We start from the raw sequence: 22,856 nt of genomic DNA, 5'->3' as shown, positions 1-22,856 counted from the left end.
AGCTTTCAGGCGAGGCCGACACTCTCCAGATAGAGGTCCATAGGCGCTTTCCAGAGAGCAGGCTTGAACATCAGGGCATGCCCCATGCGTGCAGCGACGAATGTTCCCTTACCGCCGGCGGCAACGAACCGGTCGAAGTTGGCCCGGCAATGGCCGATGCGATAATATTGGTCGTGGCTTCCGTGCAGCCAGAGCGTCGGAATTCCAGCCGATGCGCCGCGTTCAAACAGCTGAGGATTGACAGTCTCGTGGCTCGGACAGGCTCTGCCCAACCAGCCGCCGTTGAAATTGATGGCTGCGCGAAAGATATTCGGCCGCATGCCGGCATAGGCGATCGACAGGATGCCGCCGCGCGAGACGCCGGCAATGGCGAGCCGGTTCTGGTCGATATCGGGGCGGGCGCGCACATGGTCCATGACCGAATCGATGTCTTCGATTGCCCGTTCGAAGCCGGCAATGGCGATATCTGCATTGCAGGAATAGCCGGAACCATCGGGAGCCAACGCTTCACCATAAAGCCCGCCCGATTTTCCGCGTCCGCGACGCTGCGGAAACAGTACATTCCAGCCGCGCGCAACGAAGTGGTTGGCGATTACTGCCGGGCTGATCGTCCTGCGATAGATTGCCTTGTTCTGGCCACGGCCAGTCGAGCCATGGTTGAAGATGAGGGTCGGGTGCGGACCGTCCGCCGATGGTGTTGCGGCAACGACCTCCAGTTCGGCGCCACGCTCACAGGAGGGTATGAAATACTTCTCAAGCATCATGGTTGATCACGTTCCCTCTGGCGGCAAAGACCTGCCGTCTTGTCTCCTCGCGAAGGTTCTCGCAGATCCGGCAGCAAAAAGCCCCCGCTTTTGGCGGGGGCCCATGAATGAATTGTGGAGCATTCCCGAGGTAGATCAGGGAAGCCGGTTCCAGGCGATGAAATGGCCGTTGGCGAAGTCGCTGTCGCTGGCTTGCTTCACCTTGCCATAGAGGAACGGGTTGCCGTCGAGATCGACGGTGATACCGCCTGCGGCGCGCAGAACGGCATCGCCGGCCGCCGTGTCCCATTCCATCGTGCGTCCGAACCGCGGATAGACATCGGCGGCACCTTCGGCAACGAGGCAGAATTTCAGCGACGAACCGACCGACTTGATCGATGTAATGCCCTTCTCGGAAAGGAAGGCTTCGGTCTCAGGCGAATTGTGCGACCGGCTGGCGACAGCGGTCAGTTCACCCGAGGGAGCCCGGCAGGCAATGGGCTCGCGATGCGTGATCGCAAAATCCGCACCGATCGTCAGCTTCTCGGCCTTGCCGGCCTGTCCGGTATAGGCCACGCCCTTGGCCGGGGCATAGACGATGCCGGCAACGGGCACGCCCTTTTCGATCAGCGCGATATTGACCGTGAAGTCATCGCGCTTGTTGATGAATTCCTTGGTTCCATCCAGCGGATCGACCAGGAAGAACCGGCCTTCGGAAATATCCGGAACACGGCCGGCTGCCACCGATTCCTCGGCGACCACCGGAATATGCGGATAGGCCTTGGCAAGACCGGCGAGGATGATCTCTTCGGCCTTCTCGTCGGCTTGCGTGACGGGGGACGAATCCGCCTTCACGCTCACTTCGGTCGTGCCGTGATAGACCTCGAGAATGGCCTTGCCGGCATCAAACGCGATGATTTCCAGAACTGCGAGCATGGATCACCGCTTGTTCAGGAAGGTTTCGATCTGGATCGCAAGCTCTTCGGCCGAATGACCAAGCGTGCGCAGATGCACTTCCGGTGCTTCCGGCGGCTCATAGGGCGAGCTGATGCCGGTGAAGTTAGCGATCTCGCCGGCACTTGCCTTCTTGTAGAGCCCCTTCGGGTCGCGCTTGATGCACTCTTCCAGCGGCGTGTCGACGAACACTTCAATGAACTCGTGTTCCGGGAACAGTTCGCGCGCCATGCGGCGCTCGGAACGGAACGGCGAGATGAAGGAGACGATCACGATCAGGCCGGCATCGGTCATCAGCTTGGCGACTTCGGCGACACGGCGGATGTTTTCAACCCGATCCTCGGCAGTGAAGCCCAGGTCGCGGTTGAGCCCGTGACGGATGTTGTCGCCATCAAGCATGAACGTATGCTTGCCCTGGGCGGTCAGCAGCTTTTCGAGATTGTTGGCAATGGTGGATTTGCCCGAACCGGAGAAACCCGTGAACCAGAGCACGGCCGGCTTCTGGTTCTTGAGCGCCGCGCGGGCTTCCTTGTTCACTTCCATCGCCTGCCAGTGCACGTTGGATGCACGACGCAGCGGATGGTCGATCATGCCGGCACCGACCGTCGCATTGGTGAAGCGATCGATGAGGATGAAGTTGCCGGTGACGCGATTGGTCCGATAGGGATCAAAGGCAATCGGCGACTGGGTGGAGATGTTGCACTCGCCCACTTCGTTCATGTTGAGGTGCTTGGCAGCCTCGTGCGCGAACGTGTTGATGTTGACCTGGTGCTTCAGCGCGGTCACGGTTGCCGAAACGCTGTCGACTTCGGTGCGCAGAATGTAGGAACGGCCCGGAATCATCGGCTGGGCATCGAACCAGATGATATGCGCCTGGAACTGGTCGGCCACATGCGGACGGTTTTCCGGATCGACCAGCATGTCGCCACGCGAGATGTCGATCTGGTCGGCGAGCACGATCGTCACGGCCTGGCCTTCGATGGCCTCGTCGATATTGCCGTCGTGGGTGACGATTTCCTTGACCACGGACTGCTGGCCGGACTTGGCAACGGTCAGCTTGTCGCCTGCCTTGATACGGCCGGAGGCGACCTGACCGGCAAAACCGCGGAAATCGAGGTTCGGGCGAACGACATATTGAACCGGGAAGCGGAAGGCCTTGTCGAGATATTCGTTCTCGACGGGAACCGTTTCGAGATGGCTGAGCAGCGTCGGACCCTTGTACCAGGGCATCCGGCTCGACTGCATCGTGACATTGTCGCCGAAACGCGCCGACATCGGGATCGGCTGGATCGAGGTGAAGCCGAGATCCTTGGCGAATTCCATGTAGTCGGCAACGATCTTGTCGAAGACCTCCTGGGAATAATCCATCAGGTCGATCTTGTTGACGGCCAGCACGATGTTGCGAATGCCGAGCAGCGAGGCGATGTAGGAGTGGCGACGCGTCTGCTTGAGAATGCCCTGGCGGCTGTCGACCAGCACGACGGCGAGATCGGCGGTCGAAGCGCCGGTCGCCATGTTGCGCGTATATTGTTCGTGGCCAGGAGTGTCGGCAACGATGAACTTGCGCTTGGCGGTTGCAAAGAAGCGATAGGCGACGTCGATGGTGATGCCCTGTTCGCGCTCGGCTTCAAGACCATCGACCAGCAGCGCGAAATCGATGTTTTCGCCGTCGGTGCCGTGTTTGAGGCTGTCGCGTTCGAGCGTGGCAAGCTGATCTTCGAAAATCAGCTTGGTGTCATAGAGCAGGCGACCGATCAGGGTCGATTTGCCGTCGTCGACCGACCCGCAGGTCAGGAAGCGGAGCATGGATTTCTTTTCCTGCTCCTTGAGATATTCGATCATGTCGCCCGAAACGTCGACCTGTTCTGCAATGCTCATCAGAAATACCCCTCGCGCTTCTTCTTCTCCATCGAGCCGGCTTCATCCTTGTCGATCAGACGGCCTTGGCGCTCCGACGTACGGGCGGTAAGCATCTCGCGAACGATATCCTGAAGATCGGCGGCATCGGATTCGATCGCGCCAGTCAGCGGATAACAGCCGAGGGTACGGAAGCGGACCAGACGGTGCTCGATGACATCCTCCGGACCGATCGGCATGCGGTCGTCGTCGACCATGATCAGCATGCCGTCCTTTTCGACGACCGGACGCTTGGCGGCGAAGTATAGCGGCACGATCGGAATGTTTTCCTTCATGATATACTGCCAGATGTCGAGCTCGGTCCAGTTCGACAGCGGGAAGACGCGGATCGATTCACCCTGGCCAACGCGTGTATTGTAGGTCTTCCACATTTCCGGGCGCTGGTTCTTCGGATCCCAGGAATGCTGTGCATTGCGGAAGGAGAAAATGCGTTCCTTGGCGCGGCTCTTTTCCTCGTCGCGACGGGCGCCACCGAAGGCGGCGTCAAAACCATACTTGTCGAGCGCCTGGCGCAGGCCGAGCGTCTTCATGACATGGGTATGGACGTTGGAGCCGTGGGTGAAGGGGCCGATGCCCTGTTCAACGCCATCCGGATTGACGTGAACCAGAAGATCGATGCCGAGATCTTTCGCCATCTTGTCGCGAAATGCCGTCATTTCGCGGAATTTCCAGGTCGTATCGACATGCAGGAAAGGGAAAGGCGGTTTGGCAGGATAAAAGGCCTTCATCGCCAGGTGCAGCATGACCGACGAGTCCTTGCCGATGGAATATAGCATCACCGGATTGGAGAATGTCGCCGCCACTTCCCGAAAGATATGGATGGCCTCAGCTTCAAGACGCTGAAGATGTGTAAGGGACATGGTAGATATTTGCTCCGCAAAATACGCGTTGTCGCCAAGTGTCGTGTGCGTTTAGAGAGTTTGTTTCTGTCTGGCAACCTTTTTGACTGCAAAGCCCACGCTTGGCTTGCGTTTGCAGGCCATCTCCAAAGGTTGCCATCCTCTTCGTTGGCGAATGTGGCCGCTTTGCGACAGTCCGTCCGCATCTATCTGGTCTCCACCGCAAACATGTCTCAAAAAGCAAAGCATCGGTCCCCTCAGGCGTGGTAACACGCGTTTGTTTCTGCCAGATTGATGCAGTGCAAAAAGCGGCCCCGTCCGCTGCCATGCTTGTTGAATGGAAGGTCCATGCGGTTTTCAGCTTTATCTGTGTTCTTGGAAGGACTTCGGGGAAACCGTGGCTGGAAGCCGGCCTGGCGCAACCCTGATCCGAAACCGCATTATGACGTGATCATCGTCGGCGGCGGCGGGCATGGTCTTGCGACCGCCTACTATCTCGCCAAGGAATTCGGCATCACCAATGTCGCGGTTCTGGAGAAGAGCTATCTCGGCTCAGGCAATATCGGCCGCAATACCACGATCATCCGCTCGAATTACATGCTTCCTGGCAATGAACCTTTCTACGAACTGTCGATGAAACTGTGGGAAGGGCTGGAGCAGGACTTCAATTACAATGCGATGGTGTCGCAGCGCGGCGTCATAAATCTCTATCATACCGACGGTCAGCGGGATGCCTATGCGCGGCGCGGCAATGCCATGATGATGGAGGGCGTCGACGCGGAGATGCTGAGCCGCGAACAATTGATGAAGATGGCACCCTATCTCAATTTCAACCATGCGCGCTTTCCCATTCAGGGCGGGCTCATTCAGCGGCGCGGCGGCACTGCCCGGCATGATGCCGTGGCCTGGGGCTATGGACGCGGCGCGGACATGCGGGGCGTCGACATCATCCAGAATTGCGAAGTTACCGGCATCCTCAAGAAGGATGGCGTCGTGACCGGGGTCGAAACGACGCGCGGCACCATCGGCTGCAACCGTCTGGCACTCGCCACCGCCGGGCATTCGACGGTGACGGCCGATATGGCGGGCCTCAGGCTGCCGATCGAAAGCCATGTCCTGCAGGCCTTCGTAAGCGAAGGGCTCAAGCCTGTGGTCGATCAGGTGATCACCTTCGGCATGGGGCATTTCTATATTTCGCAGTCCGACAAGGGCGGGCTCGTCTTCGGCGGCGATATCGACGGTTACAATTCCTATGCGCGCCGCGGCGGCCTCGCGATGGTCGAACATGTCTTCGAACAGGGGATCTCGATGGTGCCCGGCCTGTCGCGGTCCAAGGTTCTGAGAACATGGGGCGGTGTGATGGACATGAGCATGGACGGTTCGCCGATCATCGACAAGACGCCGATTTCCAATCTCTACCTCAACACCGGCTGGTGTTATGGCGGCTTCAAGGCCACGCCCGCTTCGGGCTTCTGCTTTGCCCATCTCATCGCCAAAAACGAATCCCACCCGGTTGCCCGGGAATTGCGCCTTGACCGTTTCGAACGCGGCTATGCCGTCGACGAAGGCGGCAAGGGTCCGCAACCCAATCTGCATTGAGAGCTGACCCCTATGGCAAGCCTGATCACCTGTCCGCATTGCGGCAAGAGACCCACCGAGGAATTTTCCATTCGCGGCGATGCCAGCATCCGCCGGCCCGATGCCAATGCGTCGGAGAAGGTGTGGTTCGATTATGTGTTCATCCGTGACAATCCGATGGGGCGTCATCTGGAATATTGGCAACATGCGAGCGGCTGCCGGCGCTGGCTCATTGTCGAGCGCGATACGGTGACCCACGCGGTGCATTCGGTGCGCGATGCCGCAGACGTGATTTCGGGAGAAAAGGCATGACTGCCCATCGTCTCGCTTCCGGCGGTCTCGTCGAACGTGGCCGTCCCGTCTCCTTCAGTTTCGATGACAAGCCGTTCACAGGCTATGTCGGTGATACGCTGGCCTCCGCGCTGCTTGCCAACGACGAACTGCTGGTCGGGCGCAGTTTCAAGTATCACCGTCCGCGTGGCGTCTATACAGCCGGCTCGGCCGAACCGAATGCGCTGGTCACGATCGGGCAGGGCGGTCGCGCGGAGCCTAATGCGCGCGCGACGATGGTCGAGCTTCACGACGGGTTGATTGCCGCAAGCCAGAACCGCTGGCCGTCGCTGAAATATGACATCGGCAGTTTGAACGCGCTGCTGTCGCCCTTCCTGAGCGCCGGCTTTTACTACAAGACTTTCATGTGGCCGAAAGCGTTCTGGGAAAAGCTCTACGAACCCTTTATCCGCAAGGCGGCCGGGCTCGGAAAACTGTCGATCGGTGAACTTGATCCCGACAGTTACGAGAAGAGCTGGGCCTTCTGCGATCTTCTGGTCATTGGTGCAGGCCCCGCCGGTCTGATGGCCGCGCTTGCGGCTGGTCGAGCCGGCCTCAGGGTCATTCTTCTCGATGAAGGCACTGCCTGCGGTGGTGCATTGCTGTCGAGCCGCCTGTCGATTGCTGGCAGGAGCGCGGTCGATTTCGTCTCCCAGACGGTCGCAGAGCTTGAAAGCCTCTCGAATGTCCGGATCCTGACCCGAACTACGGCCTTCGGCTGGTTCGACGATCAGGTGTTCGGCGCGGTCGAGCGGGTGCAGAAACATGTCGCGCTGCCGGCTTCGGACCGACCCGTCGAGCGCGTCTGGCGCATCGCCACCCGCCGGGCCATCCTCGCCACCGGTGCGGAAGAAAGGCCGCTGGTCTTTGGTGGCAACGATCGGCCCGGCATCATGACGGCGTCGGCCATGCGCAGCTACCTGAACCGCTATGGCGTTGCGGCCGGCAAGAAGGTCGCGATTTTCACCAATGGCGATTCCGGTCATGCAACAGCCCGAGATCTCGTTGCGGCAGGGGTCGAGGTCGCGGCCATCGTCGATAGCCGCAATGCGGCTTTCGTTCCCGAATTCGCCAACGCTCCGGTCTATGCCGGCGGAGCCATCCTAAAGACGTCGGGCGGCGCGCGCCTGAAATCGATGACCGTGTCGCGATCGGGTTTTGAGGAAGAGATTGCCTGCGATGCGATGGGCGTTTCGGGTGGTTGGAGCCCGATCGTGCATCTTCTCTGCCACAAGGGCGCCAAGCCCGTTTGGTCGGAGGAGAAGGCCGCCTTCCTCGCGCCGGACGTCGATCCGGCCTTCGTTCCCGCCGGCTCGGCCAATGGCGTTTATGGCACAGCCGAGGCGCTGGCCGATGGCTGGCGCAAGGCTGTCGATGCCATCGAGGCGCTTGGCGCGACCGCGCCGGCCTATGCCGGCGTCGATGTCGAAGGCGAGGCGAACCCGTCCTTTACGCCGATCTATTTCGTGCCCGGAGCCCGTGCGAAGGCCTTCGTCGATTTCCAGAACGATGTCCATATCAAGGATCTCGGGCTCGCGGTGCGCGAAGGCTATGGTCATGTGGAGCTTGCCAAGCGCTATACAACCAACGGCATGGCGACCGACCAGGGCAAGCTCGGCAATGTCAATGCATCGGCCATCGTGGCCGCCATGCGAGGCATTTCTCCGGGTGAAGCCGGAACGACGACCTTCCGGCCCTTCTATACGCCGGTAACGTTCGGGGCGCTCGCCGGTTCTGCGCGGTTCGAACATGCCCGCCCGATCCGCTATTCGCCGCTGCACAACTGGGCGAAGAAAAACGGCGCCGTCATGGTGGAAACCGGTCTCTGGTATCGTTCGAGCTGGTTCCCCAAGGCCGGCGAAAAGACCTGGCGCGAAAGCGTCGATCGCGAAGTGATGACGGTGCGCAGCCGCGCCGGTCTCTGCGATGTCTCGACGCTCGGCAAGATCGAGATCGCCGGACCGGATGCAGCCGAGTTCCTCAACCGCATCTATTCCAATCCGGTTCTGAAGCTTGCCGTCGGCAGGGCCCGCTACGGGCTGATGCTGCGCGAAGACGGCATGGTCTATGATGATGGCACGATTGCCCGCTTTGGCGACAACCATTTCTTCATCACCACCACCACGGCCTATGCCGCCGAAGTGATGGCGCATCTCGAATTCTATCATCAGACAGCCTGGCCGGAGCTTGATGTTCGTTATGTCTCGGTCACCGACGAATGGGCGCAGATGTCGATCGTCGGTCCGAAGTCGCGGACGATCCTCGAGCAGCTCATTGCGGACGACCTTTCGGATGCGGCTTTCCCCTTCATGGCAGCACGAAAAGTGACACTGAAGGATGGTCTATCCGCCCGGCTGTTCCGCATCTCCTTCTCCGGTGAACTTGCTTATGAACTTGCGGTTCCCGCCGGTTACGGCGAGGCGGTTGCCGATGCGATCATGGATGCGGGTGCGGCTGACGGAATCTGCGCCTATGGCGTGGAAGCCCTCAATGTCATGCGCATCGAGAAGGGCCATGTCACCCATTCGGAACTTGACGGCCGCGTGACAGCCGACGATGTCGGGCTCGGCAAGCTCGTGTCGCAATCCAAGCCGGATTTCATCGGCAAGCGTATGCTCGACCGTTTCGGCCTCAAGGCCGCCGACCGGCCGCAGCTTGTCGGCCTGAAGCCGGTCGATCCGAAGGATGAGATCAAGGCAGGAGCCCATATTCTCAAGGCGGGCGCGACCCCTTCGACGCCGAACGATCAGGGCTGGGTCTCTTCCGTCTGCTATTCGCCCAGCCTCGGGCATATGATTGCGCTCGGCTTCGTCAAATCCGGACACGAACGGATGGGCGAAACTGTGGTGATCTGGGACAAATTGCGCGGGTTGGAATGCGAAGCGGTGATTTGCCCGACCGTGTTCATCGATCCCGACAACAGCAAGCTGAAAGGTTGATGAGATGGCCTCTCTGACCGCCCGCCATCCCCTGGCAGAACGCGCGACCCTCGGCATCGAGATGCCGGGTGCGACGCATCTCGAACTGATCGATGGCGCCCGCATCTTCACCGTCATGCCGTTTCGGGGCCAAGGCAAGGCGCTTCTTCAGAAGTTGAAACGCTCCAAGAGCCTTTCGCTGCGCACCGTCGGTCCGGATGACTGGATCGTCGTGGCTGCCGACAAGGTTCCGGATATTGATCCGGCGCAGGCGCTTGTCGTCGACCAGAGCCACGGTCGTTGCCTGTTCAGGCTTGGCGGACCGCGGGCGCTCGCCCTGCTGATGAAGGGTGTCGGCGTTTACCTCGATGGGGCATTTCCGGTCGGTAGCTCGGCCAACATGCTGTTCGGCCATATCAGCATCAACCTGGCGCGCATCGATGAGGAGAGTTTCGAGCTGATTGTGATGCGCTCCTACGCCGAAAGCCTCCTGCACGATCTCAAGCTGGCTGGACGCGAGTTCGGCCTGTCCTTCGCCATCTCTGAACGCTGAGCCAACAGTCGCCACAAAAACTGCGAACGAAATATATCGTCGCCCCGCCGGTTATGCCGCGCGGGGTTTTCCGTTTTTGAGCGGCTGTGACGGCTTCGACATCCCTGTTCATCGAACGGCAGAAACATGGCGCAAACAGGATGAAAATTATGTCGAAAACGACAAAGTTCGTTTCGCAGACGGGCCAGTCGATGTCGGGTGCAGCGACTAGGCTTCCTCATCTCATTCAATGTGCAGGCCCATGCCTTCACAATTTCCGAACTGGAGCGTTCAGATGAAAAGTCATGCCAGGGTAGTGGTCATCGGCGGCGGTGTTGTCGGCTGTTCGGTGCTCTATCACCTCACGAAATTCGGCTGGACCGATGTGGTGCTTCTGGAGCGGTCCGAACTGACTTCGGGATCGACCTGGCACGCAGCCGGTGGCATGCACACGATCAACGGCGACCCGAACGTCGCAAAGCTGCAGAAATATACGGTGGAGCTCTACAAGGAGATCCAGGACTATTCCGGCCAGGACGTGGGTCTGCACATGACTTCCGGTCTGATGCTGGCAGCGACCAAGGACCGTTTCGACTGGCTGAAGACCATTCAGGCCAAGGGCCGCTACGGCGGTCTCGACACAGAATTGCTGACGCCGCGCGAAGCGATGGAATTCATGCCGCTTCTCGATCCGGACCAGTTCGTCGGCGCCCTTTTTGACCCGGTCGAAGGCCATCTCGATCCCTATGGTACGACCCATGCCTATGCGAAATCGGCCAAGAAGAACGGAGCCGAGATCTATCTCCACACCAAGGTCGAGGATCTCGTGCAGCGTGAGGATGGCATGTGGCGCGTCATCACCGACAAGGGCGAGATCGTTGCCGAGCATGTCGTCAATGCCGCCGGTCTCTGGGCCCGCGAAGTCGGCCGCATGGTGGGCCTCGAGCTTCCCGTGCTCGCCATGGAGCATATGTATCTCATCACCGAGGACATGCAGGAAGTCGCCGATTACAATGCCGCGACCGGCAAGGAAATCGTCCATTGCGTCGATTTCGACGGCGAAATCTATGTCCGCCAGGAACGGGGCGGCATGCTCATGGGCACCTATGAGAAGGATTGCCGTCCCTGGTCGCCGATCACGACACCGTGGAACTTCGGTCATGAACTGCTGGCGGAAGATCTCGAGCGCATCACCGGCGAACTGGAAGTCGGTTTCCGGCATTTCCCGGCTTTCAACAATGCCGGTATCCGCAAGGTCATCAACGGGCCCTTCACCTTCTCGCCGGATGCCAACCCGCTGGTCGGCCCGATCCGTGGGCTCAAGAATTTCTGGTCGGCCTGCGCGGTTATGGCCGGTTTCAGCCAGGGTGGCGGTGTCGGTCTCGCGCTGGCAAACTGGATCATCGAAGGCGATCCGGGCTTCGACGTGTTCGCGATGGATGTTTCGCGCTACGGCGATTATACCACGATGGCCTATACCAATGCCAAGGTGCGCGAAGGCTATTCGCGACGCTTTTCGATCCGGTTCCCGAACGAAGAGTTGCCGGCCGGGCGGCCGCTGCAGACAACGCCGATCTATGACCGGCTCAAGGCGCTCGGAGCCCAGTTCGGCGCCTATTACGGGCTCGAACAGCCGCTCTGGTTCGCACCGGCTGGCGTCGAGGACAAGTTCTCCTGGCGCCGCTCGACCGACTTCGACCATGTCGGTGCGGAAGTGAATGCCGTGCGTGCCAGCGTCGGCATCATGGAGACATCCGGCTTTGCCAAATACCGGGTTACGGGCAAGGGCGCGCGCGCCTATCTCGACCATATTCTCGCGGCCCGTATTCCGGCCGAAGGCAAAATGACGCTCGCGCCGATGCTGAAGGAGGATGGCAAGCTGATCGGTGATTTCACCCTGGCGACGATGGGCGAGGACGATTTCCTCGTCATCGGCTCCGGCGTTGCCGAGAACTATCATATGCGCTGGTTCGAGAGTCATTTGCCGGCCGATGGATCGGTTCGGTTCGAGGCGATCGGGCTCGGCCTGACGGGACTTGCGATCGCCGGGCCGAAGGCGCGCGATGTGCTGGCCAAACTCACCCATCTCGATCTTTCGACCGATGCCTTCCCCTTCATGGCCATTCGCAAGATGGATATCGGCATGGCACCGGCAATTGTCGGTCGCGTCAGCTATACCGGTGATCTCGGTTACGAAATCTGGATGAAGCCGGAATATCAGCGTTACATCTTCGACGAGCTGATGGAAGCCGGCGCGGAATACGGTATCCGGCCTTTCGGTCTCCGCGCACTCAATTCGCTTCGGCTCGAAAAGGCCTATGGCAGCTGGTCCCGCGAGTACCGCCCGCTCTACGGCCCGGTGGAAGCCGAGCTCGGTCGGTTTGTGGCAACCGGCAAGGTGGCCGATTTCATCGGGAAGCAGGCGGCCATCCGGGAAAAGGCCGAGGGCGGAACCCTCCGCCTGCGCACCTTCATCATCGAAGCGAAAGATGCCGATGTGGTGGGCGACGAGCCGATCTGGTACAAGGGAGAAGTGCGCGGCTGGGTGACTTCAGGCGGCTATGCCCACGGGCCCGGCGTTTCCGTCGCGATCGGTTATGTCCCTAAGGAGATTGCCGATCAGAATGACGGATGGCAGGTGGAACTTTTAGGCGATATGCTCGATGCGCGCCTGCAAGCAACGCCGCTCTTCGACCCGGACAGCCAGATCATGCGCGGCTAGCCAGCAGGGCTTCCTGAACGACCTTCGACGGCTGTTTCGGAACGTTTATTTCAAACTGAAAACATTGTCGGGCCCGAAAACGGCCCGACAAACGATGTGAATTTGTTCGTTTTTGCGTCTCATTTTGGTCATTTTTAGCTCAGTTTGCGCCAAAAATGGCCGATTTCACCGTTTTTGCCAAAGTTTCTCTGCATTGCGCACTTTTCGTCTTCACATTTTAGCCGAAAGCGTTATGGAATCCCCTGATCAACAGAGCTCTTGAAAGAGCCGGTCCAAAAATGACGGTGCCAAAAAGGCATTCGCGGGGAAAAACGGATGGAATATTTTGTCCAGCAGCTCGTTAACGGGCTGACGCTTGGGTCTATCTACGGTCTTATCGCAATTGGATACACGATGGTCTACGGCATCATCGGCATGGTGAATTTCGCTCACGGCGATATTTTCATGCTCGGTGGCTTCGTCGCGCTCATCGTGTTTCTCGTTCTCACATCTGCCATCGCCGGTATTCCGGTTGCCGTGGCGCTTCTGGTGATGATGATCGTCGCCATGGCGGTCACCAGCCTCTGGAACTGGACGATCGAAAAGATGGCCTATCGGCCGCTGCGCGGCTCGTTCCGCCTTGCGCCGCTCATCACGGCCATCGGCATGTCGATCGTGCTTTCGAACTTCGTGCAGGTCACCCAGGGCCCGCGCAACAAGGCGATCCCGGGCATGATCACCTCGGTCTATGAGATCGGCGGCATCTCGATCTCCCTGAAGCAGATCGTCATCGTTGTCCTGACGGCCGTGTTGCTGGCTGGCTTCTGGTACATCGTCAATCGCACCGCTCTGGGGCGCGCCCAGCGTGCGACCGAGCAGGACCGCAAGATGGCCGCGCTCCTCGGCATCAATGTCGACCGCACCATCTCCATCACCTTCGTGATGGGTGCGGCACTCGCTGCCGTCGCCGGGACCATGTATCTCATGTATTACGGCGTCATTTCGTTCGCAGACGGCTTCATCCCGGGTGTGAAGGCATTCACCGCGGCCGTTCTTGGTGGCATCGGTTCGCTTCCGGGCGCTGTGATCGGCGGTTTGCTGATCGGCCTGATCGAGAGCCTCTGGTCTGCCTATTTCACGATCGACTACAAGGACGTCGCGACGTTCTCGATCCTGGCGATTGCGCTCATCTTCAAGCCTTCGGGCCTCCTGGGCCGACCGGAAGTCGAAAAGGTCTGACGACATGCAAAACACGAATTCGAGTAACAAGGCGGCCGGCGGAAACCTGACCGCCATGGCAATCCGCGAGTCGATTTTCGCCGGCATCATTGCCTTCGGACTGTTCTTCCTCTTCATCGGGCTTGAGACGACGCAGAACATCCACAACGAGTTGATCGTTGCCACCCATTGGACTGCACTGGCCGTCGCCGTCATCCTGACGATGGTCGTTCGGTTTGCAATGATCGCGGTCGTACGGCCCTGGCTCGCGGCGCGTTCTGCATCAAAGACCAAGGAAGCTCCCGGCGAACAGAGCTTCCTCAAGAAGCATTTCAACAAGATCGGTCTTGCGATCCTTGTTCTCTATCCGCCGGTTTGCGTTGGCCTGCTCGGCTTCCAGCCGTCCCTGAAATATATCGACAATTTCGGCATCCAGATCCTGATCTACGTGATGCTGGGCTGGGGTCTGAACATCGTCGTGGGTCTGGCCGGTCTTCTCGACCTCGGCTATGTGGCCTTCTACGCGGTGGGTGCTTATTCTTATGCGCTGCTGTCACAGTATTTCGGCTTCTCCTTCTGGATCCTCCTGCCGCTTGCCGGCATTCTCGCCGCCTTCTGGGGCGTGATCCTCGGTTTCCCGGTTTTGCGCCTCAAGGGTGACTACCTGGCGATCGTGACGCTGGCCTTCGGTGAAATCATCCGACTGGTGCTGATCAACTGGAAGGAAGTCACGAACGGTTCCGCCGGTATTTCGGGCATTCCTAAGGCATCGATCTTCGGGATCTGGTCGTTTGACGTCGGGGCGGAGAACAATTTCGCCAAGGCCTTCGATCTGCCGATGTCGTCGGTCTATTACAAGATCTTCCTCTTCTATCTCATTCTCGCACTGTGCCTGCTGACCGCCTATGTGACGATTCGTCTTCGTCGCATGCCGATCGGTCGTGCCTGGGAAGCGCTGCGTGAAGACGAGATCGCCTGCCGGTCGCTCGGCATCAACACCACCAACACCAAGCTGACGGCCTTTGCCATCGGCGCGATGTTCGGCGGCTTTGCCGGCTCCTTCTTCGCCGTTCGCCAGGGCTTCGTTTCGCCGGAATCCTTCGTGTTCCTCGAATCCGCCATCATCCTTGCCATCGTCGTTCTGGGCGGCATGGGATCGCTGGTCGGTATCGCGGTCGCGGCCGTTGCTATGGTTGGCGGTACCGAACTCCTGCGTAACATGGAATTCCTCAAGGCGATCTTCGGTGACAACTTCACCCCGGAACTCTATCGCATGCTGATCTTCGGCCTCGCGATGGTTGTCATCATGGTTTGGAAACCGCGTGGTTTCGTGGGTAGCCGCGAGCCGACCGCCTTCCTGTTCCAGCGTCGGGCGGTGTCCGGCAGCTTCACCAAGGAAGGGCATGGTTGATCATGTCGGGATCGGACAAAACAATGAACAAGAAGCCTCTGCTCGAGCTCGAGCACATCTCGATGAAGTTTGGCGGCCTCATGGCCATCAACGACCTGTCGTTCAATGCCTATGAGGGTGAAATCACTGCGCTCATCGGCCCGAACGGTGCCGGCAAGACCACGGTCTTCAACTGCATCACCGGTTTTTACAAGCCGACGATGGGCATGATCCGGCTCAATCACGATGACGGAAAAGTCTTCCAACTCGAGCAGATGCCGGATTTCAAGATCACGGCGCATGCCAAGGTAGCACGCACTTTCCAGAATATCCGACTCTTCTCCGGCCTGACGGTGCTCGAAAACCTGCTGGTGGCGCAACATAACCGCCTTATGAAGGCGTCCGGCTTCACCATTCTCGGGCTGATGGGTATCGGCGGCTACAAGAAGGAGGCCAGTGAAGCGATAGAGCGCGCCCGCTTCTGGCTCGAAAAGGCCGATCTCATCGATCGCGCCGATGACCCGGCCGGCGATCTTCCCTATGGCGCCCAGCGCCGTCTGGAAATCGCGCGCGCCATGTGCACCGGCCCGAAGCTTCTGTGCCTCGACGAGCCGGCCGCCGGTCTCAACCCCAAGGAATCGCTGGCGCTCAACGAACTGCTGCGTTCGATCCGCAAGGATACCGGCACCTCGATCCTGCTGATCGAGCATGACATGTCGGTGGTCATGGAAATCTCCGACCATGTCGTGGTTCTGGAATATGGCCAGAAGATTTCCGATGGCACGCCCGACCACGTCAAGAACGATCCCAAGGTCATTGCCGCCTATCTCGGTGTCGATGATGAAGAAGAAGCCGCCAAGATTGCCGGAGGCAATGCCTGATGTCCCAGCCACTGCTCTCAGTCAAAGGGGTGGAAACCTTCTATGGCAATATTCGCGCACTCGGCGGCGTGGATGTCGAAGTCAACAAGGGTGAAATCGTCTGCCTGATCGGTGCCAACGGCGCCGGCAAGTCAACGCTGATGATGACCATCTGCGGCAGCCCGCAGGCCCGGACCGGCTCGATCGTGTTCGATGGCAAGGACATCACGCGGATGCCAACCCACGAGATCGCCCGCCTGCGGATCGCCCAGTCGCCGGAAGGTCGTCGTATCTTCCCGCGCATGACGGTCTATGAAAACCTTCAGATGGGTGCCGGACTCGATAACCAGAAATACTTCAACGAGGACGTCAAGCGGATCTTCGAACTTTTCCCGCGTCTTGAAGAGCGTCAGGCCCAGCGCGGTGGCACGCTTTCAGGTGGCGAACAGCAGATGCTGTCGATCGGTCGTGCCCTGATGGCGCGCCCGAAGCTTCTGATGCTCGACGAGCCTTCGCTCGGCCTTGCGCCGCTGATCTCCAAACAAATCTTCGAGGCAATCGGCAAGCTCAACAAGAGCGAAGGGCTGACGGTGTTCCTGGTCGAACAGAACGCTTTTGCGGCACTCCGGCTCGCCGACCGTGGCTATGTCATGGTCAACGGTCTGGTGACGATGAGCGGGTCCGGCAAGGAACTGCTGGCCAATCCGGAAGTGCGCGCTGCCTATCTCGAAGGCGGACACCATTAAGATGACAATTCGTTTGGAACTTCTTGCACTTGCAGTGCAATCGGATAGAGTTCCGGCGAGGGAGTTTTGATATGCAAGGAATTCTCTACGAAGAAGGGTTGTGGCCGTTCATCATGATCTCGATCGTGATCGGCGGCTGGACTGCCTGGATGACAGGCAAGGGCGTTGCCGAAAGCTGGGGCAAGGTCTGGCCGCAGATGGTGATCTACACGCTGCTGCTTGGCATCGGCGTGCGGTTTATCCACCATGCATTGTTCTTCGGAACGATGTTCAGCGCCTACTACTATGTGATCGATACCATCATCCTGATGGTCTTCTCGTTCCTGGGTTTTCGCTATACGCGGGCGAACCAGATGTCCTCGAAATATTACTGGCTTTACGAAAAGACAGGTCCTTTCGGCTGGCGCCTTAAAAATGCCGGCCAGGGCAGCCACTGAATTATAAAAGTTTTCTTTCCGCCGAGAGGGATCGGCGAGAGGAATATCCTCCGGTGCTAAAGGTGAGCGGCCGGTGGCAGAACAGGAACCAGCTCACCTCAATTTTGGGAGTCAAAAATGAAAAAGATGCTTCTCTCAGCCGTGGCAGTGTCGGCCATGGTCGCTTTCGGCGGATCCGCCTGGGCCGATATTCTCATCGGCGTTGCAGGCCCGCTGACGGGACCGAATGCCGCTTTCGGTGCCCAGCTCCAGAAGGGAGCCGAACAGGCTGCAGCTGATATCAATGCTGCTGGCGGCATCAATGGGGAACAGATCAAGATCGTGCTCGGCGACGACGTGTCGGACCCGAAGCAGGGTATCTCGGTTGCCAACAAGTTCGTCGGTGACGGCGTCAAGTTCGTTGTCGGTCACTTCAACTCGGGCGTTTCGATCCCGGCATCGGAAGTCTATGCCGAAAACGGCATCTTCCAGATCACCCCGGCTTCGACCAACCCGAAGTTCACCGAACGCGGCCTGTGGAACACGTTCCGTACCTGCGGTCGTGACGACCAGCAGGGCGCTGTTGCCGGCCAGTACATCAAGGACCATTTCGCTGACGCCAAGGTCGCTGTCGTTCACGACAAGACCCCGTACGGCCAGGGTCTCGCTGACGAAACCAAGAAGGCCATGAACGGTCTCGGCGTGACGGAAGCCCTCTACGAAGGCATCACCCCCGGTGAAAAGGACTACTCGGCTCTGATCGCCAAGATGAAGGACGCCGGCGTTTCGCTCGTGTACTTCGGCGGTCTGCACACCGAAGCTGGCCTCATCATGCGCCAGATGGCCGACCAGGGCCTGAAGGCTACGCTGATGTCGGGCGACGGCATCACCTCCAACGAACTGGCCTCGATCGCCGGCGACGCCGTCAACGGCACGCTGATGACCTTCCCGCCGGATCCGCGTAACAACCCGAACGCTGCCGACGCCGTAAAGAAGTTCCGCGACGCTGGCTTCGAGCCGGAAGCCTACACGCTCTACTCCTATGCTGCCGTGCAGATCATTGCCGACGCTGCAAAGGCTGCTGGCGACAACGACCCGATGAAGGTTGCTGAAGCTGCCAAGGCCAAGGGTCCGTTCAAGACCGTTATCGGCGATATCGGTTTCGACGCGAAGGGCGACATCACCCGTCCGGACTACACCATGTACACCTGGCAGAAGGGTGCAGACGGCAAGTACACCTATCTCGAGAACAAGTAAGCTTTCTTGTTCCACGAGTTGCGAGGCCCGGGAGCGATCCCGGGCCTTTTTTGTTTGGGACTTCTTGTCAGAGACAAAAGATCAATGCCAGAGCGGATGTCGCGATGATCAACAGTGACATGACGCAGGCCCATTGGCAGGGCAGGGTATCTTTCTCTCGGTTCTGGCTGTTCAGGGCAGTGCGCGCAAGCGACATGGCAATCTCCTCGATCAAGTTTCGGATCGAGAGATACGGAACGTACCGTCAACCGTCTCGGCGTCCGGTGCGCGCCTGTGCATCCGGCGAACTCGATTGCTTCGTTTTCTGCCTTGTCAGTACCGCTCAGGAAGCCGCAGCGTCGCGGAACTCGCTCGGAGTAACGCCAAAATGGCGGCGGAACGCGCGGTTAAATGTCGACAGGTCGGAGAAGCCGGAATCGAAGGCGATCCGGGCGATGGGCGAAACCTTGTCATTGCGGAGACGCGACGCCGCATGGTCGAGGCGGCAGGCGCGCAGACAATCGGAAAAACTGGTCCCGTCGGCAGCAAGAAGCTGCTGTACATAGCGGGGCGTCACAGATTGGGCGCGGGCGACAGCTGCAATGGTCAGGCCGAGATCGGTGCAGCGGTCGGCAATCATCTGGCGGATCGCCGCCGTCCGGGCGAGACGCAGATCCTGTGCGCCGGCATCAACGCGCTGGTCCGGGAGCAGGGCAGCGAGGTCGACGAGATGCCGACCGCCAATGAGCCCGGTGGCTCCCTTCGGCGTCACATGGCGCATGAGGAGGTCGGCATAACCGAAGAAGACACGCGCCTGCTCGCTCCGGCCCGAATAAAGGGCGTGCGCATTGCGGGCGAGTGACGGAATTCTGGTCTCCAGTGCCTTGCGGTCGAAATAGAGCACATCGACGCTGGTTCTCGGCAGGTGGAACTCCGAGATCACCGTATCACTGACGATGAGCACATCCCCCGCACGGACCCGGAACGGGGTCCGGCCAGCAACCGAGATTTCGTGGTCATGGCGATGTCGGGTCACGAGATAGCCGTCGCGATTGTCGGCAAGCGCTGCTGCAGTGCGCCTGCCGATGACCGGAGAATAATTCGCCCGTCCCAGAGTGACATGGTCCGCAAAGGACGCCACCGAGATCCGGGTCTCGAACTCGAAATCACCGCGCGCAGAAAACTCGCGCGTTCCCACATGGGCGGCAATCGCCTTATGTGCGAGTTCGAACCGCCGCGCGACAGCGTTCACCTGGGCTGAGTTGAAATGGTCCATGGTCGGAAAACGTTTGAGAGCGTTGGTTTATTCTTTGACCGGAGCTTTTTGTAACGAAAAGGCGGGCCCTGAGAGCCCGCCTTCCTGATGAATGTCCGAGGCTTACTTCAGCGCTTCGTTGGTGATGTCGAGCGTGTAGGCGCCTTCCGGCTTCTTGGTGATGACCGGATCGGAGCCACCAGCCAGCAGCGTTGCGACAGTGCGCTCGAAGTCGGCCGGGTCGAGAGCGCCGTTCGAGCCAGCAGTCAGCTTGGCAACTTCGGCCATCATCGTCTTCTGGTGGGCTTCGGTCTGGGCGCCGGAGGCGTCGTTCTCGAGCACGATGCCAGCGGCTTCATCCGGGTTGGCTTCGGCATACTTCCAGCCCTTCATCGAAGCGCGGACGAACTTCACCATCTTGGCCTTGAAGGCATCGTCCTTCAGCTTGTCTTCCAGCACATAGAGACCGTCTTCGAGCGTTGCGACGCCCTGGTCTTCATATTTGAAGGTGATGAGATCGTCTGCCTTGACGCCAGCTTCGAGGATCTGGTGATACTCGTTGTAGGTCATGGTGGAGATGCAGGCTGCCTGCTTCTGCAGCAGCGGATCGACGTTGAAGCCCTGCTTGAGAACCGTCACGCCTTCCGCACCACCATCGGTCTTGATGCCGAGCTTGCCCATCCAGGTCAGGAACGGATACTCGTTGCCGTAGAACCAGACGCCGAGCGTCTTGCCCTTGAAATCTTCCGGCTTGGTAACGCCGGAATCCTTGGCGCAGGTCAGCATCAGGCCGGAATGTTTGAACGGCTGGGCGATGTTGACGAGCGGCAGGCCCTTTTCGCGCGTGGCGAGAGCGGACGGCATCCAGTCGACGATGACATCGGCGCCACCACCGGCGAGAACCTGGGCCGGAGCGATATCCGGGCCACCGGCCTTGATGTCGACATCGAGGCCTTCCTCGTCATAGTAGCCCTTTTCCTTGGCAACGTAGTAGCCGGCAAACTGGGCCTGCGTGACCCACTTGAGCTGCAGCGTCACCTTGTCGGCGGCTTCCGCGCTGAGGGCGCCCATCGAAAGCGCGGAGGCAGCCAGAAGCATAGCGATCGTTTTTTTCATTTTTCGTTCCCTCTTTTATTACGTCTGCCCACCACGGACAGACGGATGCCAGAATGTAACCCGCCGTTCGATGAACGCAACGAGTCCGTAAAACAGTGAGCCGACCAGCGCGGCAACCGCGATTTCGGCCCAGACCATGTCGACATTCATGCGTCCCACTTCCGTGGAGATTCGGAACCCCATGCCGACAATGGGGGTGCCGAAGAACTCGGCCACGATGGCGCCGATCAGCGCCAGGGTGGAGTTGATCTTGAGTGCGTTGAAGATGAATGGCCAGGCGGCGGGCAGACGCATCTTGACGAGGCTCTGCCACCAGCTGGCGGCATAGGTATGCATGAGATCGCGGTCGATCGGGGTCGATGCGGCCAATCCGGCGACCGTGTTCACGAGCATCGGGAAGAAGGTCATGATCACCACGACGGCAGCCTTTGACTGCCAGTCGAAGCCGAACCACATGACCATGATCGGGGCGACGCCGACAATCGGCAGCGCCGAGACGAAATTGCCGAGCGGCAGCAACCCCTTCTGCAGGAAGGGCGAACGGTCGATCAGGATCGCTGTAAGAAAGCCCAAGCCGCAGCCGAGAATATAGCCCGCGAGCACGGCCTTGAAGAAGGTCTGTTGCACATCGGCCCAGAGGATCGGCAGCGAATTGACCAGTCGATGCGCAATGGCCGATGGCGGCGGCAGAAGAACGCCAGGCACATTGAAGCCGCGCGTGAGACATTCCCACAGCACGAGAATGGTGATGCCGAACAGAGCCGGTACCACCAGCGAGGCTAGCCGCTGGGCGGAGGGGTTTTTGAACCTCTTGCGCGACAGCCAGTCGTTGAACGCCCAGGCGGCGAGCCAGAAGACGATCGCGAAGATGACGAGAGAGAGGTTCATGGGCGGACTCCTGCCGGTCGTGCGCCCATGGCAACCGCCGTCACCTTCTCGGCGACGCCGACCAGCATAACGAGGATCGCTGCCACCGCCGATGCCATCAGCAGCGCTGCCCAGATCTGTGCTGTCTGGCCGTAATAGGAGCCCGAGAGAAGCCGGGCGCCGAGGCCCTCGACCGCACCTGTCGGCAGTTCACCGACGATGGCACCGACCAGAGATGAGGCGATTGCCACCTTCAGCGACGCGAACAGGTAGGGGATCGAGGCCGGCCAACGCAGTTTCGTCAGCGTCTGCCAGGACGAGGCATTATAGGTATGCATGAGATCGAGCTGGATCCGTTCCGGCGAGCGAAGGCCCTTGACCATGCCGACAACCACCGGGAAAAAGCTGAGATAGGTGGAAATCACGGCCTTCGGCAGCAGGCCCGAAATGCCGATCGCATTGAGCACGACGATAATCATCGGCGCGATTGCGAGGATCGGGATTGTTTGGCTGGCGATCACCCAGGGCATCAGCGACTTGTCCATGGCGCGATTGAAGACGACGCCGACGGCGAGCACGATGCCAAGCACGGTGCCCATGGCAAAGCCGAGCAGGGTGGCCGAGATCGTTACCCAGGAATGATAGACGAGGCTGCGCTTGGAGGTGGGCTTCATTTCGAAGGTGGTCTTGTACCATTCGGCAAAGACCTGGTGCGGGGAGGGCAGCACCGGCCGTTCCTGGTGCATGGTGACGGAGACCAGCTCGGAGAAGGTGAGTTCCTTGCCGTCCTTCGCCGCCATATCCCGTGCGAAAGGTGCGTTCAGATAGACCGTGCCGGCATACCAGATAGCGATGATCGCAAGCACGACGACAGTGACGGGGAGGATCTTTTCGCGCCAGCTCATGTCGAGCCTCCCTGTGGCCACATCAAAAGCGTCATCGAGGCGATGCCGAGGACCAGACCGCTCATCTGCATGGCCGTCAGCCTCTCGCCATAAAGGGCGAAGGCGACCAGATTGACGAGCAGCAACTGGGCGATGGCCGAAATGGAAACGGCGAGGCCGAGGCCGCCTTCGCGCATGATGCGAACCATCACCAGGTTGCCGACGACATAGAGCGACAGCGACAGCAACAGCCAGACGATGTTGTTGTTGCCGACATAGTGGCGGGTGGCGGTTGCGGCGGCGAGAAAGATCACCGAGGAGCCGGCGAGCCAGAGCAGGACTGTAGCCCTCATGTG

Annotated in this window: 20 protein-coding genes; 11 read left to right on the top strand and 9 right to left on the bottom strand. The window is 59.6% G+C overall.

Annotated features, from left to right (window positions below):
* Positions 1–5: 5 nt before the first annotated feature.
* The 4 genes from Q4481_RS10790 to cysD all read right to left on the bottom strand — a co-directional run bounded on the left by Q4481_RS10790 (position 6) and on the right by cysD (position 4,483).
* Positions 6–764, bottom strand: a complete 759-nt coding sequence (locus Q4481_RS10790; RefSeq protein WP_304376356.1) for an alpha/beta hydrolase family protein — start codon at positions 762–764, stop codon at positions 6–8.
* A gap of 135 nt (positions 765–899) precedes the next feature.
* Positions 900–1,679 (bottom strand): 3'(2'),5'-bisphosphate nucleotidase CysQ, encoded by a 780-nt coding sequence (gene cysQ, locus Q4481_RS10785; protein WP_304376355.1) that lies wholly within the window; start codon positions 1,677–1,679, stop codon positions 900–902.
* A 3-nt stretch (positions 1,680–1,682) separates the two neighbouring features.
* On the bottom strand, positions 1,683–3,575 hold the full coding sequence (nodQ, locus tag Q4481_RS10780) for a bifunctional sulfate adenylyltransferase/adenylyl-sulfate kinase NodQ (protein WP_304376354.1): 1,893 nt from the start codon (positions 3,573–3,575) through the stop codon (positions 1,683–1,685).
* Positions 3,575–4,483: a sulfate adenylyltransferase subunit CysD gene (gene cysD / locus Q4481_RS10775; RefSeq protein ID WP_304376585.1), complete on the bottom strand. Its 909-nt coding sequence runs from the start codon at positions 4,481–4,483 to the stop codon at positions 3,575–3,577. The genes nodQ and cysD overlap by 1 nt, the downstream gene beginning before the upstream one ends.
* 318 nt (positions 4,484–4,801) lie before the next feature.
* On the opposite strand from cysD, the gene Q4481_RS10770 reads away from it, so the two are divergent.
* The 11 genes from Q4481_RS10770 to Q4481_RS10720 all read left to right on the top strand — a co-directional run bounded on the left by Q4481_RS10770 (position 4,802) and on the right by Q4481_RS10720 (position 18,399).
* Positions 4,802–6,052 (top strand): sarcosine oxidase subunit beta family protein, encoded by a 1,251-nt coding sequence (locus tag Q4481_RS10770; RefSeq protein WP_304376353.1) that lies wholly within the window; start codon positions 4,802–4,804, stop codon positions 6,050–6,052.
* 12 nt (positions 6,053–6,064) lie between these two features.
* Positions 6,065–6,343, top strand: a complete 279-nt coding sequence (locus Q4481_RS10765; RefSeq protein WP_304376352.1) for a sarcosine oxidase subunit delta — start codon at positions 6,065–6,067, stop codon at positions 6,341–6,343.
* Positions 6,340–9,300: a sarcosine oxidase subunit alpha family protein gene (locus Q4481_RS10760; protein ID WP_304376351.1), complete on the top strand. Its 2,961-nt coding sequence runs from the start codon at positions 6,340–6,342 to the stop codon at positions 9,298–9,300. The genes Q4481_RS10765 and Q4481_RS10760 overlap by 4 nt, the downstream gene beginning before the upstream one ends.
* A gap of 4 nt (positions 9,301–9,304) precedes the next feature.
* A complete protein-coding gene (locus Q4481_RS10755) occupies positions 9,305–9,832 on the top strand; it encodes a sarcosine oxidase subunit gamma (RefSeq protein ID WP_304376350.1) in 528 nt (175 codons plus the stop codon).
* Positions 9,833–10,106: 274 nt separating this feature from the next.
* Positions 10,107–12,533, top strand: coding sequence for a GcvT family protein (locus tag Q4481_RS10750; RefSeq protein WP_304376349.1), 2,427 nt, complete (start codon positions 10,107–10,109; stop codon positions 12,531–12,533).
* A gap of 315 nt (positions 12,534–12,848) precedes the next feature.
* Entirely contained in the window at positions 12,849–13,751 is a 903-nt protein-coding gene (locus Q4481_RS10745; RefSeq protein WP_304376348.1) for a branched-chain amino acid ABC transporter permease, read from the top strand.
* A 4-nt stretch (positions 13,752–13,755) separates the two neighbouring features.
* On the top strand, positions 13,756–15,141 hold the full coding sequence (livM, locus tag Q4481_RS10740) for a high-affinity branched-chain amino acid ABC transporter permease LivM (RefSeq protein WP_304376347.1): 1,386 nt from the start codon (positions 13,756–13,758) through the stop codon (positions 15,139–15,141).
* A 23-nt stretch (positions 15,142–15,164) separates the two neighbouring features.
* A complete protein-coding gene (locus Q4481_RS10735; RefSeq protein WP_377353900.1) occupies positions 15,165–16,001 on the top strand; it encodes an ABC transporter ATP-binding protein in 837 nt (278 codons plus the stop codon).
* Entirely contained in the window at positions 16,001–16,726 is a 726-nt protein-coding gene (locus Q4481_RS10730; protein ID WP_304376345.1) for an ABC transporter ATP-binding protein, read from the top strand. The genes Q4481_RS10735 and Q4481_RS10730 overlap by 1 nt, the downstream gene beginning before the upstream one ends.
* A gap of 71 nt (positions 16,727–16,797) precedes the next feature.
* Positions 16,798–17,163, top strand: coding sequence for a DUF6867 family protein (locus Q4481_RS10725; RefSeq protein WP_304376344.1), 366 nt, complete (start codon positions 16,798–16,800; stop codon positions 17,161–17,163).
* A gap of 117 nt (positions 17,164–17,280) precedes the next feature.
* Positions 17,281–18,399: a branched-chain amino acid ABC transporter substrate-binding protein gene (locus Q4481_RS10720; protein ID WP_304376343.1), complete on the top strand. Its 1,119-nt coding sequence runs from the start codon at positions 17,281–17,283 to the stop codon at positions 18,397–18,399.
* Positions 18,400–18,721: 322 nt separating this feature from the next.
* Here Q4481_RS10720 and Q4481_RS10715 read toward each other — a convergent pair whose 3' ends face one another.
* From Q4481_RS10715 to Q4481_RS10695, 5 genes are all read right to left on the bottom strand, one after another.
* Positions 18,722–19,654 (bottom strand): helix-turn-helix transcriptional regulator, encoded by a 933-nt coding sequence (locus Q4481_RS10715; protein ID WP_304376342.1) that lies wholly within the window; start codon positions 19,652–19,654, stop codon positions 18,722–18,724.
* A gap of 102 nt (positions 19,655–19,756) precedes the next feature.
* Complete coding sequence (locus Q4481_RS10710; protein ID WP_304376341.1) at positions 19,757–20,749, bottom strand: ABC transporter substrate-binding protein; 993 nt, start codon at positions 20,747–20,749, stop codon at positions 19,757–19,759.
* A gap of 18 nt (positions 20,750–20,767) precedes the next feature.
* Positions 20,768–21,637 (bottom strand): ABC transporter permease, encoded by an 870-nt coding sequence (locus Q4481_RS10705; RefSeq protein WP_304376340.1) that lies wholly within the window; start codon positions 21,635–21,637, stop codon positions 20,768–20,770.
* On the bottom strand, positions 21,634–22,521 hold the full coding sequence (locus Q4481_RS10700) for an ABC transporter permease (RefSeq protein WP_304376339.1): 888 nt from the start codon (positions 22,519–22,521) through the stop codon (positions 21,634–21,636). The genes Q4481_RS10705 and Q4481_RS10700 overlap by 4 nt, the downstream gene beginning before the upstream one ends.
* Positions 22,518–22,853 (bottom strand): hypothetical protein, encoded by a 336-nt coding sequence (locus Q4481_RS10695; protein WP_304376338.1) that lies wholly within the window; start codon positions 22,851–22,853, stop codon positions 22,518–22,520. The genes Q4481_RS10700 and Q4481_RS10695 overlap by 4 nt, the downstream gene beginning before the upstream one ends.
* Between the last annotated feature and the right edge of the window lie 3 nt (positions 22,854–22,856).

Origin of the sequence: Fluviirhizobium alvei, assembly GCF_030551875.1 — a bacterium.
Lineage (GTDB): Bacteria > Pseudomonadota > Alphaproteobacteria > Rhizobiales > Rhizobiaceae > Rhizobium_E > Rhizobium_E alvei.
Note: the sequence above shows the minus strand (reverse complement) of the source record. Positions and strands in the feature narration are given on the sequence as shown.

Coding starts and splice junctions, on each gene's coding strand:
- Q4481_RS10715 (WP_304376342.1), bottom strand. CDS start 19,654: ATGGACCATTTCAACTCAGCCCAGGTGAACGCTGTCGCGCGGCGGTTC.
- Q4481_RS10700 (WP_304376339.1), bottom strand. CDS start 22,521: ATGAGCTGGCGCGAAAAGATCCTCCCCGTCACTGTCGTCGTGCTTGCG.
- livM (WP_304376347.1), top strand. CDS start 13,756: ATGCAAAACACGAATTCGAGTAACAAGGCGGCCGGCGGAAACCTGACC.
- Q4481_RS10695 (WP_304376338.1), bottom strand. CDS start 22,853: ATGAGGGCTACAGTCCTGCTCTGGCTCGCCGGCTCCTCGGTGATCTTT.
- cysQ (WP_304376355.1), bottom strand. CDS start 1,679: ATGCTCGCAGTTCTGGAAATCATCGCGTTTGATGCCGGCAAGGCCATT.
- Q4481_RS10730 (WP_304376345.1), top strand. CDS start 16,001: ATGTCCCAGCCACTGCTCTCAGTCAAAGGGGTGGAAACCTTCTATGGC.
- Q4481_RS10770 (WP_304376353.1), top strand. CDS start 4,802: ATGCGGTTTTCAGCTTTATCTGTGTTCTTGGAAGGACTTCGGGGAAAC.
- Q4481_RS10720 (WP_304376343.1), top strand. CDS start 17,281: ATGAAAAAGATGCTTCTCTCAGCCGTGGCAGTGTCGGCCATGGTCGCT.
- Q4481_RS10710 (WP_304376341.1), bottom strand. CDS start 20,749: ATGAAAAAAACGATCGCTATGCTTCTGGCTGCCTCCGCGCTTTCGATG.
- Q4481_RS10760 (WP_304376351.1), top strand. CDS start 6,340: ATGACTGCCCATCGTCTCGCTTCCGGCGGTCTCGTCGAACGTGGCCGT.
- Q4481_RS10745 (WP_304376348.1), top strand. CDS start 12,849: ATGGAATATTTTGTCCAGCAGCTCGTTAACGGGCTGACGCTTGGGTCT.
- Q4481_RS10705 (WP_304376340.1), bottom strand. CDS start 21,637: ATGAACCTCTCTCTCGTCATCTTCGCGATCGTCTTCTGGCTCGCCGCC.
- Q4481_RS10790 (WP_304376356.1), bottom strand. CDS start 764: ATGATGCTTGAGAAGTATTTCATACCCTCCTGTGAGCGTGGCGCCGAA.
- Q4481_RS10725 (WP_304376344.1), top strand. CDS start 16,798: ATGCAAGGAATTCTCTACGAAGAAGGGTTGTGGCCGTTCATCATGATC.
- Q4481_RS10765 (WP_304376352.1), top strand. CDS start 6,065: ATGGCAAGCCTGATCACCTGTCCGCATTGCGGCAAGAGACCCACCGAG.
- Q4481_RS10750 (WP_304376349.1), top strand. CDS start 10,107: ATGAAAAGTCATGCCAGGGTAGTGGTCATCGGCGGCGGTGTTGTCGGC.
- nodQ (WP_304376354.1), bottom strand. CDS start 3,575: ATGAGCATTGCAGAACAGGTCGACGTTTCGGGCGACATGATCGAATAT.
- Q4481_RS10735 (WP_377353900.1), top strand. CDS start 15,165: ATGAACAAGAAGCCTCTGCTCGAGCTCGAGCACATCTCGATGAAGTTT.
- Q4481_RS10755 (WP_304376350.1), top strand. CDS start 9,305: ATGGCCTCTCTGACCGCCCGCCATCCCCTGGCAGAACGCGCGACCCTC.